The following is a 15,469-nucleotide window of genomic DNA, read 5'->3' as shown; positions in this document are numbered from 1 at the left end:
AATTTATATATAAAAAAAGTGCAATCTTAACATATTGCACTTCTATTTTTTTGCTCTTTCCTACAATTTTAATTTTTAATGATAATTTTTTTACCCACTTCTATTTTATCCTTTGTGGATAGTTTAACGATATAAATACCGTCACTTAGTCCTGATGTAGAAAATTTATAAGTGGAATTGACGCCCAAATCCTTCTTACTAAAAATTATTTTCCCAGCCACATCATACAAACTACACGCATCAAGATCCATCAATAACGCATTATTAATTGTTAAACTTTTAGTAGCATTGTTTTGGTACACGACAAAATTTTGAGTGGCTTCCGTATTAAGCCCTAAAGTAGTTTTAGTCTTAAAGGTAATTTCATATTGTTTATTATTGACTCCGGCAGGCAAGGTCATCTCGTGAAAACTATTTTTAATGTCATAATATAAATCAGCCGTTTTATCGTGTAAGTAAACATTATTCGCAGCATTAAAATTTAAAATCTCTTTGACAGTAATTTTGTAATTAGCTTCTTGGGCATTTTTAAAACCAATAGGAATGCTTTTATCAATATCAAATTTTAATGCATTAATGATATATTCTGAATCGTCCAAAACAAAATAGACATCGGCACTCGAATCATCACCCGAAGACAGTGCATCCATGGCATGATCCACCCCGTCTGTCGCTTCCGGAATAAAAGCCAACGCTAATTGACGCACTCCTTGATTATTTAATAAGGTATTAAACCTAATTTGCGGCGTTGGAGTTATTGTTACCGTACTATAATCAAAACCCGAAACAGACTGAACAGCAGCCAATTTTCCATTACTGTCATTAGTTTTAGTGCTATTTGCAATTTTTTCAAACTGCGAATAATTTGCAGCACCTTCTTTAACAAAAACTCTATAACTATTTTTCATATCAACTGTTCCATTAGCGGCGCCGTCTATCATAAAACCTTGACCGACAGGACAAAAGCGTCTTTCATAATTAGCCCCCATTCCAGTTGAAATTATTTCGTTCCCAGATCCATCGTAAGAGTAAAAAGTTGCCGCAACATAAATGCCGCTTCCTAATCTACTTACAGGTGAAAATGTTCCATAACCTCCTTTATAGTCTGCTATATAATGTGAATTTACTGTTTTATCCTGTTCCCAGAAATAAGCAATACCGGTACAATTCGTCGCATCGGTCAAAAATGCTGACAAGTCAATTGCTGATGGATATGGATTTCCAGTTAAAGTGAACTGTGCCGTTGCGACAGGAATAGAAATTGTACCGTCATTTGGCTTTCCTCTAAAATCATATCGTTGTTTGCTTCCTGGGTTATTTTGAACCCCATTTACTGTTATGGCATTAGTTCCTGATGTTCCCTTCATGGTAAAACCTTCGCCAGCATTCAAAGTAGCCGTTGAACCCACTTGAATCCAGTTATAATTCCCATTTAAAGGAGTGAGTTTATTTATCCAATAAGGAGCAATTGCCAAAGGACTTGCTGTGCCGTTATAATTGTTCGATGCCAAAATACTTGGGGCATTACTAGTCGTTAAATCAGCGACATCTTTTAATTGCGTTATACCAAAAGTAGCATTTCCCGCAGTAGCTATATTTCCTCCAACAGGAGAACACCAGTAATTATATTGAAAATTATTAGTTGATCCTTCTTGAAAAACGGATAAATTCCCTAAGCCTTTATTGGCTCCGGCAACTGTAGTTCCTTGAAGCAATTGCGCATCTTTTCTTAAGTAAAAATTACTACTTGCCGCATTTAATTCTAAGTCCTGCTTCACATACACCACTTCATTGTTAACAAAAACGTTAGTGTTTGGACTAACAAACATTTGTGCATTTGCAAAATTTTGAACTAGAAACCCGAAAATAAACAGGAATAATCGATTTAGTATTTTTGTGCTCATAAACAGGTGGATTTAATTAATTTAAAAATACTTTTATGCTCCACTGTAATTTTACCTGCGTAAAAAATGAATCTGAATTTTACAGAACACTTTGCTTTTTTTTGGATTCCAAGGTTGCAAATTATTATACATTTCAGATATCTGATTGTTAATTGATTAACAGAAGCTGAATTAATTAATCAGCAAATTCTTAGGAATAAAAAAAAATTTGGGTAAAATTTACAAATAGGCTCTTTTTTTTGATAAAGTTACAACAAAAGAAAGCTTGACAAGAGTACTAAATACGTTAAAAAGCTATAAAAATCGATGAAATACATGTTTATAACTAAATTACATGAATTTTCTTATATTTAAATTGAACTTAAAAAACCTTAAACCATAAGAGCTAAGGTTTTAGATTAATACTATAAAAACAGTGTAAAAGTAGGTCGGGAATAAAGATTAGAAATAGGTAAGAAAATTTAAACCGCGAATTCTCTAATTAAATTTTTTCTTTTTTAATTAGCGAACTCGCGGTCAATTTTTTGCTAAAAAAAACAATTTGTAAGTGCGATTATAACTACTTCTTTTTGACATTATATTTTAAAAATCGAAAGAAAGGGCGGTGTTTTAAATACTCTAAATTGAGTTCATTGGCATAGGCTTCCCGCTCAAAACTGATGTTCCGATAGGCTATTTCAGTGTTTTTATACTGAATCAATCTTACAAGATATTCGAGAAAATACCAAATAAAAAAAGGAAGTACCAGTAATTCCACTTGCTGGCGGAGGTGAATTTTTTCGTGATTTACAAAAACCTGATCTTCTTTGTCGACCCGATATTTCACAAAGACAAAGGGAAACGCAGTCAATCCACGATACCCTTTGGGAATTAAATATTTAGTGACAATTAGAAGCATCTATTGGGTAGGTTTTGTGTTAAAGATTATAGATTACAAAGTAATAAAAATAAAATGCTTAAAAACAATAATAATAACATAACGGTCAACACAATAAAAATAAATTTTAAATATCACACACTCCACTTAAGCTAAAATTAATAATCTAGTTCGTCATCATCTGTTTGGGGAAATTATTTCTATGAAACTAATTGATTTACTTTTTTTATGACTCAATGTGCGAAAAGTAATGGTTTGCGTTTCGCTCGTATTAAAATCACGTATTCCCTTACAGAAAAAAATATACTTATTTGATTTTTTGCCCAATTGACGCAAAAAAAATTTGAATTATTTGAGCTATTCGAAATGTTCACTTATATCAAATCTATTTCTTACAAAAAATCGCATTTTTTATAATAAAAAAAATTTTTTTTCAACATTTAGAGGCAAAAACAGATACAAATTAATTTATCTTTTTTAACTTATAATTGTCTTAAACTACACTGAATTTCATAAAAACCTCATAATCATCGATGAAAGTAACAAAATACCCGATAAACTACATCAAAAAATATAACATTTAATCGTTAAAATGTTGTTTTACAAAAATCAATAAGGTACTTTTGCGGCAAATAATACCACAAAATCCTATGATCGAAAATTACTATTACAAAAATAAAATATGTAAGTTTTTTATTACTAATTATAGTCAAATTTGTTCTAAGACTACTGCAAAAACAACCAAAAATAAAACCCAAACTATCATAGCCTTTTTAAGTTTGTTCTTTTTATTTTTCTTAGGAAATGAAATGAATGGGCAAACGACTCTGTATACCACTGGATTTGAAAGTGGACAGACGGGAGTAATAGGTACAGCTAACAATTCCGCTTCATTTGGCACAGTAAGCTCTGGTGGTAATATTGCTCCTTATTGCGGACAGATTACGGCTGAAGGCGCTCCTTCAAAAGCATATGATGGGTCTATAATTACTAACACTACACTTTCATTTATTACAGGTAAATATTATGTCGTAACCGTTTTTGCAAAAGTTGCTAGCGCGTCGGGGAAATTAAGAATTATGAAAAGTTTGACGGCCACAAATACGGCAATGAAAAATGCTACAGGATCGGATATTATTCTAAATGCATCTTCAGAAAATGTTACTTCATCTTCTTGGGTGAAGTATACTGCAGGTTTTACAGTTGCCGCAAATGAGACAAAGTATATAGGTTTCCAAATGTTTCAATCGGGTACTCCCGGAGCTCAAATGCTTTTAGACGACATTTCTATTGTTGAATACGACAGTGTTCAACCGGAAAGTTATTGCACTCCAGCAGGGAATTTAAATTGTACTTTAAACGATTTTATTAGCAATGTAACCTTCAACACACTCAACACCACTTCAACTTGCGGTGCTGGTGGCTATACTAACTATGCTGCGGCAGGAACACAAACTACTACCGTACTTAGAGGCTCAAGCTACAACTTTAATCTAAGTGTTGGAAACGGTTCAGGCACACATGGTGCTGGCGTCTGGATTGATTTTAATCAGAACGGAAGTTTTTCAGATTCCGGGGAATTTTTCCTTGTCAGTAATACCATTAATCCAAGCACAACAAAAACAATTTCTATTCCTATTCCTGCGGGTGCAACCACTGGAATAACTCGAATGCGCGTCCGTTATGCATATAATACAACCGTTGCTTCAGGTTCAGGAATGAGTTGTACTATGCCAGGAACATACGGAGAAACTGAGGACTACACTATAAGTATAGCAAACACAACATGCAGCGCCCCTGCCCAAGCAACCGTATTTGTATTAGGAACTAAAACTAGTACTTCACTACCCTTTACATTTACGGCATCGTCACCAGCTGCAAGCAGCTATTTGATAGTTCGTTCATTAACAAGTACCCCACCCTCCCAGCCGGTAAATGGAACTATTTACACAACTGCTAACGTTGCCTCTTTAGGTGCTGCCTTCAGTTTTGTTCAAAGTGCTGCTACTACATCCATACCCGAAACTGGTTTAAGTTCTGGCACAACCTACTATTATTTTATCTTTGCTTATAACGATACCAGTTGTGCCGGCGGACCTGTTTACAAAACGGGTGGAGCATTAACCGGAACCGGCACCACCTTGACTGGATATTGTATTCCTGCTCCAAGTTCAGTAGATGCATCAGGAATTACTAATGTATCTTTTAGCACCGTAAATAATACCACAGCTGCCGAAACTACTAATTATGGCGATTATACCGCTATGATAGGTACTGGGATTAAAGGAACATCTGTACCTATAAATATAACTACTTCAACACTATCCTATGCTTATCAATTGATAATTTGGGTAGACTGGAATGATGATTTAGATTTTAATGATACTGGTGAAAATGTGTATTCGGGCAGCGTTACATCCGCAACTTTAGCAGCTACAATTGCCATTCCGTCAGGAGCCACAATAGGGAATCACAGAATTAGGATTGGTGCGATAGATTTGGGAACACCAACCCCTTGTTACACGGGAACATATGGAACTTACGAAGATTACACTTTAAATGTTACTGCAGCAGTCGCATGTACATTGGCACCTACAGTTACCACACCACCAAATAAATCTATTGCTTCAGGTACTAGCACTACTTTTACATCCACAATAGCAAATAGTCCGGATAGCATTATTTGGGAAGTAAGTACTGATGGCGGCACAAACTATTCAATAATTACAAATGGAGGTGTTTATAGTGGAGCCACTACAGCTACCTTAACCATTTCTGCCGCTCCGTCAAGTATGACAGGTTTTAAATATAAAGTAAAAGCAACTAATGCTTGTGGCAATGCAACATCAACTCCTGGTAATTTAACTGTTACACAAACTTATTGTGCTCCCTCTTCTACAACTTCTACAACTTACATAGATGGCCTAGCAACCACAGGTACATTACAAGATTTAGTAAGTAGTTCATCGGCAGGGTATAATGCAAGTGGGTATGACGATAATTCTTCGATAATTTTAGGTCGGCAAATTCCCGGAGGTGCAATAAATTTAAATATTGATGTTACAGGTCCTCAAGTGTCATTCATTTCCGTTTTTATAGATTGGAATTCCGACGGTGATTTTCTAGATGCAGGAGAAAAAGTTTACACAACCGGAATTACTGCCACAAACGACACTTCTTTCGGATTTATTGTACCAACATCCCAAAGCCCGGGTAATTATAGAATGCGGGTCAGAACCAGAAGTTATGGCGATTCATCCACTATATTAGCTTGTGATACAGGTTATTCTACAGGTGAAGCTGAAGATTTCACCATAAGTATTGTTTCTGATTGTGCTTCAAAAATAAGTCTAGTAACCGGAGGGACAAATTGCGGCACTGGAACTGTCAATTTAGGAGCAGCTAGTGACGGTGGTGCTACAGAATTTAGATGGTATTCTGCTAAAACCGGAGGGTCTTTATTAGGTACTACTGCTACTGGATCTTGGACAACGCCATCAATTTCCGCAACCACAACTTACTATGTATCTTCTTATAATGGTAGTTGCGAATCATTAGTTAGGGTGGCCGTAAAAGCTATTATTTATCCCATTGCCAATATTGCTTTTTCTCCCGCTTTACCAACCATTTGCGGATCTGGTACAATATTGACTATTGGTGCAAGCGGCGATTCTGCAATTGAAGATCTATTTACTGAAAATTTTGAAGGAGGAACTTTGGGAAATTTCACCTTAAATACCATTAGTAATATTAATACTAAAGGCAATACCCCTTTAGCGGAAGTATGGAATGTAAAAACTAGTTCTTATTTGCCAATAAATACCAATGTTTTTAAGCCCGCAATTAATTCAGGGGGAGCAGGTACTAGCGAAAATAAATTTGCATTTACTACTTCAGATACTGCAGACGGAACAACAGTAAACACCGCCATACAATCTTTTGTCATTAACACCAATGGATTTACAAATCTTACTTTAACTTTTGATCATTATTACGCTGACTACGGAACTTCCGATAAAATTGATATTGAAGTTTCAACAGACGGCGGAACAACATGGTCTACCACACCAGTAATAACTTATACAGCCGATGATGGAAGTGCAGGGAATTTTGCAACCAAGACTGTAGATTTTACATCTTTTATCAATCAGGCTAATTTAAAATTCAGATTCAGATATTCTGCTGGCTGGGACGAAGGTTACGCATTAGATAATGTAAAATTATTTGGAACAAAACCTTTGACTTCAACCTTTGTTTGGGGCGGTACTAATGTAGCTGATTTATATTCTGATCTAAATGCAACTATTCCTTATGATGGAAAGACCCCTCTTGCTACGGTATATGCAAAACCAAATGTAACCACAGGAACCCAGTGGGATTTTACAGCACAAACAACTTTACCAAATGGTTGTGTAATAAACAAAACTATTACTGTTCCTAATAATACCAAAACATGGAATGGATCCGTTAATTCCAATTATAATCAACCTAATAACTGGTATCCGCCTGGTAAACCTACAGCCAGCAACTGCGTAGAAGTTTCTAACGTAACTCCAAATCCAATTACTTCCGATTTAGCTTATGCTTATAATCTGACATTAACAAATGCAGCTTCCGTTTTAAATATCACTTCCGGAAATACAATTATTGTTATTGATAAAGTTACAGTAACAGCAGGAGGAAGTTTTAATATAGCCAACAATGCGAGTCTAATTCAAACAAATAATGTCGCTAATACCGGAATCGCAAATATTCAAAGGATAACGCAACCAATGTCTAAACTCGATTACACTTATTGGAGTACGCCAGTAACATTAGCTTCTAATTTTACTTTAGGATTATTATCTCCTAATAGCCCTTTGATGTTTTCTTGGATACCAACAATTTCAAATGGGCCTGGCAACTGGCAAAGTGAAACTTCCATCACAAAAATGGATCCTCGCAAAGGATATATTGTACGAGCCCCCAACACTTTTAGCTCAACTATTAAGACATCTTACACCGCCACATTTGTTGGCACCCCTAACAATGGTGATATAACAACTCCAATACAAAAAGGAACTCTAAGCGGTACGATAGGCCTTAACGACGAGGATGACGAATGGAACCTCATAGGTAATCCCTATCCTTCCGCGATTAATGCAGCAGCATTCTTAAATCTTGCTTCTAATGTACCTGTCATTGATGGGACTTTATATCTTTGGACACACAATGCCCAACCTAGCACTGTCTATGCGGATCCTTTTTATGGCGATTATGTATTAAACTACACAGAAAATGATTATGCTGTCTTCAATACGACTGGGGGAACAGCAACAGCTGCCGCAAGTACAGGAGGCTCCGTGCCAAGCGGCTATATTGCCAGTGGTCAATCCTTCTTTGTAAAAGCGGCTAATAGCATGACAAATGGTACAACTCTAAATGCAACTTTCAATAATAGCATGCGTGTGGGTACAGAGGGGAAAAATGGAGATTTTTTTAAATTAACTAACAACCAAAAAAACGAAGCCATTCCAAAGAGTGTTCCCGAAATAGAGAGACACCGCATTTGGTTAAACTTGACCAATAACTCAGGAGCTTTTAGTCAAACATTGTTGGGTTATGTAGCGGGTGCAACACAAGGTTTGGACAGGAGTTTTGACGGAGAATCATTGGGAGGAAACGATGTTAGCTTCTACTCTATTATACCCGAAGCTCAACTAACCATTCAAGGTCGCGGATTACCATTTGATGAAAATGACCACATCCCATTAGGCTATAATTCTGAAATTTCTGGAGAACTGTCGATACGAATTGATCATATAGATGGTCTTTTTGACACCCAAAACATCTATTTAGAAGATAAAGTTCAAAATGTTATTCATGATTTAAAAGAAGCGCCTTATGTTTTTAAAACAGAAATTGGTGGTTTTGACGAACGTTTTGTTCTTCTTTTCACAAATAAAACTTTAGGAACGGATACATTTAATTTGGCCACAGCCAATGAAGTAAATGTAATAGTAAATCAAAACGTGACCGTTCAATCGTCAAACCAACTGATAAAAAATATCGTTGTCTATGATTTACTGGGCAGAAAAATTGACAGTTATAAAAAAGTAAGCGCTTTAAAATATACGTTGAATCATTTAACCAAAATGACCGCAGGCTTAATTGTGAAAATCACTTTGGAAGATGACACCGTTCTCTCCAAAAAAATAATATATTAATCAAAAAGCATCACTGTAAAAGCCACTCCTAACCGAGTGGTTTTTTTTATAATAAGTTAAACCATTCCTCCTATTTTTTTTCATCATGCGTACTTAAAGTTCAATGTATTTTAATCAATAATTAATCATGATTTTCGAACCTGCATTATATTGTTCGCAATCCAATGAAACCTTCTTCAAAAAATGAAATTATATGGCAAAATAGGTTATTTCCTAGAAACTAATCTCACCAATAAATGTGTCAAAAAATCCAATTATTTTTATAAATAAAATTAGTCTCGAAAAATATTAATTTTTCTAATTTATTGAATGTAAATACCTAAGTACTACCAAGGATACCTATTTTTTAAATTTAATGAAGTGATGTAACGGTCGAATTTTCAACTACTGCTAGTTACTTTCGTACCAAATTGCCACAGGTTCAAAACTGATATTTCTATACGTCTGTTTGCAGGTTTTATATTAAAGTAAAACAAGTAAATAGTCAATAAGAAATTAAAAAGGGCAATGATAAAAATTCGAGTTACTTCTATCTGTCAATTTTTTCATGATTAATCATAAGTGGATTATTTTTATCTGCAGCGTATCACAAAAAAAAGGAAACGTGGTATGGCCATAAAAACCTTATGAAAACAGATATTTTCTAACTGTTGAACGCATTTTCATGTGGTTTGCAATAAAAGAAAGTTCTTGGCAAGGTAAAGTTTCCTATTTGTAAAATTGTTACAAAAATTTATGCAAATAACTTCGATTTGAGTCTTATGAAGCCCTGCCACAAGTTGCCTGTTTAAACTAATAATCAATTGTAAATCCAATTCGCTAAACATCTTACAGCCAGCTTTGTAAGAAGGAAAAAATTCGACAAAAAGCATTTAAAATCCGATGAAATCCAGTGTTACAAATCCAACAAAATAAACATTTTACTAACAAATTTAGCTCTGTTTAACGATTTTGTCGATTAACAGCCACAAAAACCCGTTCAACTACATAAAATTTTAGCTTTAATAACAGTACTTTTCTGATGTAATACGTTATTTTTGGATACCAAATCTTAGTTAAATTATTATGAAACAAATATACTTATTGTCAAATACTGTTTTGCCCAAACAGTACTTGCAAAGTGATACTAAAACTTCAAAATACAACAATTCATTGAATACCAAAATTTTATACAATTTGTGCCGCAGTATTTTAGCGCTGTTTCTTTTCCTTTCAGCCAACTATTCACAAGCGCAAACCAAGATAATTTATAAATATACTGGCACTTCTGGCTCATGGACCTGTCCGGTAGGTGTAACCTCAATTACCGTAGAGGCATGGGGTGCAGGTGCGGGTGGATCTCTAGGAGGAGCTACAAAAGGTTTAACAGGTGGTGGTGGTGGTGGTGGTGCTTATGCTCGATTAAGCACAGTAACCGTTGTCCCAGGCACTCCTTATAATTTTACCGTAGGTGGAGCATCTACAACATTCTACGCTACAGCAGGGACTTCAACATCAGGGAATTTTGGAGGCAGGGATATTTTAGCAGTTGGCGGAAATGTAGGTGAGGGTGGTAAAACGGTATCTACTGGTGGTAAAGGTGGACTAGCTTCTGCATGTTTTGGGGATATAAAATTTTCTGGTGGTGATGGCGGAACAAGTAAAGGAGATTCTAATTCTAGTGGAAGTGGCGCCGGTGGTGGTGGTGGTGGTGGAGCAGGTTCATTAGGAAATGGAGCTACGGGTGGCTCGCCTTCTGGTACAACCTTCGGTGGTGCTGGAGGAGTAGCAACAAGCGTTAATGGTGGTGCAGGTGGTAATGGCGGAAATGACAGGGGTGCCGGACAAAGGGCTTCAACTTCTGGATACGGTGGAGGCGGAGGTGGTAGTGGTGACAATAATGGACAAGGTTGGCAGACTACTGCTGGATTAGGTCAAGATGGCGCCCTAATTATCACCTTAAATTTGCCGTATGGCCCTGGAGGAGTTACTAAAAATTTACAGCTTTGGCTGCGGTCTGATTTATTAGACGGAACAACTTCTGTTGCTGATAATACAGCCGTTTCAACATGGAAGACGCAAGCATTGGGTGACGACGCGATAAAACCTACAGGTGTGGGCTCTCCAGTTTACCGTAACAATTTGACTTCTAATCTTAATTTTAATTCAGTTGTCGATTTTACTAATGCCTACAATTCCCCATCACAAACTTTTTTAGACACCGATAATACAAGGCAGTATCTAAAAGCCGCAACAGGTTTTTATAGCCAAGATATATTTGTGGTAACAATTCCAGATGTAACAGTAACAACTACGACCAGAAGAATGGATCTGTTTTGTGGCTCAAATTCAACAACTAATGATTATGATGACACGGGAATCGGTTTTGGAGATTACACTACCCGATTCAACAATGAAGCTTTAACTTATGCTGTGGGTGTCTCGCCAGATTACGGAATAGCAACAGCCACTTATGGTAATGCTGCCGCTATAATCAATACACGAAACAATGATGCTATTGCACCAACAGCGCAGGAACTTTTTTACAATGGAAATAATACAAACCCTACATCCTACCCGGCAGCTTTCTCTAATGTTACTAATAGCCAATATTGGATTGGCCGTAGCAAGGCATACACTGGAAATTTAGATGCGAGAGTTGCTGAAGTAATTACCTATGATACTAGAGCCACCGATGCGGAACGAAGTAACATACGTAGCTATTTAGCAATTAAATACGGGATAACGTTAGGGACCAATGGTACTTCCATGAACTACACTAACTCTGCGGGAAGCACGATTTGGAATGTAAACACGGGAGTTCCAGCCAATGATATTTTCAACTATGACATCGCTGGTATAGGACGAGACGATATCACCAAGTTAACGCAGAAACAATCGAGAAGCATTAACAATGTGAATGGAATCACCATTGGATTAGGAGATATTGCCGCTACAAATACCGCTAACACTAATGTATTTGATACCGATAAAAAATTCTTGGTTTGGGGTAATAATGGTGGCGCACTGACAGCACAAGCAGTAACGTTTAATTTAAGTTCAGGAATTTCGCCAACATTAAGTACTGATGTTAGTTACCAGCGAATCGCTAAAATTTGGAAAGTGGTTGAAACTGGCGGCGACGTATCTACTTGTAAAGTAGCGATTCCTACTACTCAAATTGCTGCGGCTTACACCGCTGCTGCGACTGCAACTGGGGATTATGTAATGCTTATTTCAAGCACTCCGACATTTGACGCCACCTCCGAAGCGAGAATTATGACTGTCAACGGAACCAATCTGGAAACTACTTATAACTTTGATGGAACTAAGTATATCACTTTTGGATACGCACCTGAAACACCTTATGTTCGTTGCATCAAATTCGATGGGATCAATGATTACCTAGATGCAGGGAATGTATTAAATTTAAACTCATCATTTACAGTTTCGGCTTGGGTAAAATCTACGAAAACAAACATGACAATCTTATCAAAGAGAAACAGTGCTTTCACGCAAGGATATGATTTGAAAATTAATACTAACGGCAAGGCGGAGATGAGCTGGAATGGTAACACTATAACTTCTTATTCTGCTATAAATACAGGAAAATGGCATCATATTGGGGTGGTATATGATGGAACAAACGCTAAAATTTACATTGATGGAGTAAATAAAAACAGTGTAGCTGCAAGTGCACCAACAAGTAGTAATAACTCGTTCTTAATTGCTGCTGCCAATGGAATTGCACCCACAGCATTTTTTGAGGGGTCTATTGATGAAGTTCGAATTTGGAATGTAGCGTTAACTGCAATGCAACTGAAGTATGTGATGAATCAAGAAATCATAAATAATGCAGGAATCACAAATGGTGTCATTATTCCCAATACAATTACACTTAACGAAATAAAGGCAATTCCTTGGTCTAATCTTACTGCCTATTATCCAATGTCTACTTTTTCTATTAACAACGTAAAAGACAAATCTGGATACGGATTAACTGCTGCCTTAAAAAACATTAATACAGTTGATCTTCAAACAGCGCCACTACCCTACGAAACGTCTACTACTGGGGAATGGTCGTCGTCAACCACTTGGGTAAATGGCGACGTTCAAGATATTCCAAATAGTGCATCAGTAGAAAATCCAAGCGGTACTGGTCCTCCTCCACCTAATGGATTAAGTGACGGTACAGTTGAATCTAATTCAGTTGACGGAACTATTATCCGAGTAAAGAGTGGCCATACCTTAACTTCATTGGGCAATAAAAAGGCTCTTGCATTATTACTTGAAACAGGCAGCAGTCTGTTAGCAACTGCAACTACAGCCACGCAAGCTACGGGATCAAAAATTGAAGTTTCCCATTACTTGAAATTAGATGGAAAAATCGATTTGGTTGGCCGTTCGCAATTAGTACAAACGGAAGGCAGCGACCTGGATGCAACAAGTGCAGGATCAATAGAACGAGACCAGCAAGGACAATCTAATAAATACAATTACAATTATTGGAGTTCCCCTGTAGGTACAATTAACAACACCACTAATAACAATCCATTTACAGTTGGAGGTGTTTTACAAGATGGTACAAATCCCGCTGTACCTATTGCTATAAATTGGGTTAATGGATACAATGGATCACCTGGAAATCCCATCAGTTTAGCCCGTTATTGGATTTACAAATTTGACAATGCCAGTAATAATTATGCCAATTGGATACAAATTCTGGAAACTGGTTCATTAACAGCGGGCAAAGGTTTTACCCTAAAAGGAAGTGGTGCGGCAACTGCTACTCAAAATTTGACCTTTGTGGGAAAACCCAATAATGGTACAATAACGAACACTGTTACTGCAAATCAATTGTTGCTTGTTGGAAACCCATATCCATCTGCCTTAGATGCAGACAAATTTATAAACGATAATATATTACGCATTGACGTTACAACAACTATCCCAGCTACTGATGGAGCACTCTATTTTTGGGAACATTACGCCTCAAATACCACGCACAATCTCTCAGGTTATCAAGGAGGGTATGGCATCTATAATATTTCAGGAGGTGTTGCCCCAAGTTCAACTGGTGTTGATTTTATTAGTGGAGCAGGTTCAACAAGCAAAGCTATACCACCCCAACCTTACATCCCTGTTGGACAAGGATTCTTCGTCTTTGGAAATGCCAGCGGAGGAAATGTTGTTTTTAAAAATAGTCAAAGAGCTTTTGTTAAAGAAGATAATGCTTTCTCCCAAACAACATACAGGATACCAGTAGATCCAAAAATTGCTGGACACTGGACTTTTACCGGTGATGACCCAGTTGCTAAAAAAACTCATAAGAAGATTCGTTTAGGTTTCAATTCTTATAATGAAGAGTTTCATAGACAAGTGCTACTCGCTTTTATGGAAGATAAAGCGGATAGCGATATGAATGATGGTTATGATGCCGTGAACATAGATGATGCGCCAAGTGATATGTACTTAATAAATGGTGAAAATGAATTAGCAATAGAAGGAGAAGGGTATTTTGATGCAGCTGCCTCCTACCCTATTGGTGTGCGAACTGAAAGTGCAGGAAAAGTATCTTTTGGCATAGATGCTTTAGAAAACTTTGATGAAAGTCAGCCCATTTTTATTCACGACGCAGAAACAGATACGTACCACACCATAAACAAAGATCCGTATGAAGTCACTTTGGCAGCAGGAACTTTCAACGATCGTTTCACTCTTCGTTTCACAGATAAAACATTAGGAACGGATACATTCAATTTAGCTAAAGCTGATGAAGTAAATGTAATTGGAAATCAAAACGTGACCGTTCAGTCTTCAAACCAACTGATAAAAAATATAGTGGTCTATGATTTACTGGGCAGAAAAATTGACAGTTATAAAAAAGTAAACGCTTTAAAATATTCCTTGAGTCATTTAAATAAAACCACCGCAGGTTTAATCGTCAAAATCACTTTAGAAGACGACACAGTTGTTTCAAAAAAAATAATATACTAATTAAAAAGTATAACTGTTGTAGAAGCCACTCCTAACCGAGTGGCTTTTTTAATATCTAATAACCAACAGCAATCAAACCAATTTAATTTGGTAAAAAAACGATCCTAACCTTCTTCGAATTAAATATTCAGTAACAATAAGCATCATTCATTATAAAATTTATAAATTTGTACCACTAAAATAATTCAATTTTAAGGAAAACTCAATCGTTTGAGTAGAACGTTTAAAATGGATTATGTTCAAAAAAATTTCAATAGAATACCCAACACATGATTGAATCGAATAATGAAAATAAATTAATTGAAGGCGAAGATTTTTATTACACGCCAGAAGGTTATAAATGCTTTACCGAAAAACACCACTTAAAAAGAGGGTATTGTTGTAAAAGCGGTTGCCGTCATTGTCCGTATGGAGGCCCGCTAACCCCCAAAGGAGCCAAGAGGAAAAACTATGAATGATAAATAGTGTTTTACGCTAAAGGGTAAGAATAACAGTTTAAGTTTTTA

5 protein-coding genes are annotated in these 15,469 nt (G+C 36.4%); 3 read left to right on the top strand and 2 right to left on the bottom strand.

The features are described from left to right. Positions 1-68: 68 nt before the first annotated feature. Both H4V97_RS13120 and H4V97_RS15885 read right to left on the bottom strand, forming a co-directional pair. Positions 69-1,904: a T9SS type A sorting domain-containing protein gene (locus H4V97_RS13120; protein WP_196849869.1), complete on the bottom strand. Its 1,836-nt coding sequence runs from the start codon at positions 1,902-1,904 to the stop codon at positions 69-71. Positions 1,905-2,463: 559 nt separating this feature from the next. After that, positions 2,464-2,802, bottom strand: coding sequence for a hypothetical protein (locus H4V97_RS15885; RefSeq protein ID WP_196849868.1), 339 nt, complete (start codon positions 2,800-2,802; stop codon positions 2,464-2,466). 629 nt (positions 2,803-3,431) lie between these two features. On the opposite strand from H4V97_RS15885, the gene H4V97_RS13115 reads away from it, so the two are divergent. From H4V97_RS13115 to H4V97_RS13105, 3 genes are all read left to right on the top strand, one after another. After that, positions 3,432-8,987, top strand: coding sequence for a GEVED domain-containing protein (locus tag H4V97_RS13115; protein WP_209549935.1), 5,556 nt, complete (start codon positions 3,432-3,434; stop codon positions 8,985-8,987). Positions 8,988-10,052: 1,065 nt separating this feature from the next. Next, a complete protein-coding gene (locus H4V97_RS13110; protein WP_209549934.1) occupies positions 10,053-14,963 on the top strand; it encodes a LamG-like jellyroll fold domain-containing protein in 4,911 nt (1,636 codons plus the stop codon). Between the two features lie 269 nt (positions 14,964-15,232). Further along, complete coding sequence (locus H4V97_RS13105) at positions 15,233-15,421, top strand: DUF5522 domain-containing protein (RefSeq protein ID WP_196849865.1); 189 nt, start codon at positions 15,233-15,235, stop codon at positions 15,419-15,421. The last annotated feature ends 48 nt before the right edge of the window (positions 15,422-15,469 follow it).

Source organism: Flavobacterium sp. CG_23.5, from assembly GCF_017875765.1.
GTDB lineage: Bacteria > Bacteroidota > Bacteroidia > Flavobacteriales > Flavobacteriaceae > Flavobacterium.
The sequence above is the reverse complement of the archived record's forward strand: the minus strand, read 5'-3'. Positions and strand labels throughout refer to the sequence as shown.

Coding starts and splice junctions, on each gene's coding strand:
- H4V97_RS13110 (WP_209549934.1), top strand. CDS start 10,053: ATGAAACAAATATACTTATTGTCAAATACTGTTTTGCCCAAACAGTAC.
- H4V97_RS13120 (WP_196849869.1), bottom strand. CDS start 1,904: ATGAGCACAAAAATACTAAATCGATTATTCCTGTTTATTTTCGGGTTT.
- H4V97_RS13115 (WP_209549935.1), top strand. CDS start 3,432: ATGATCGAAAATTACTATTACAAAAATAAAATATGTAAGTTTTTTATT.
- H4V97_RS15885 (WP_196849868.1), bottom strand. CDS start 2,802: ATGCTTCTAATTGTCACTAAATATTTAATTCCCAAAGGGTATCGTGGA.
- H4V97_RS13105 (WP_196849865.1), top strand. CDS start 15,233: ATGATTGAATCGAATAATGAAAATAAATTAATTGAAGGCGAAGATTTT.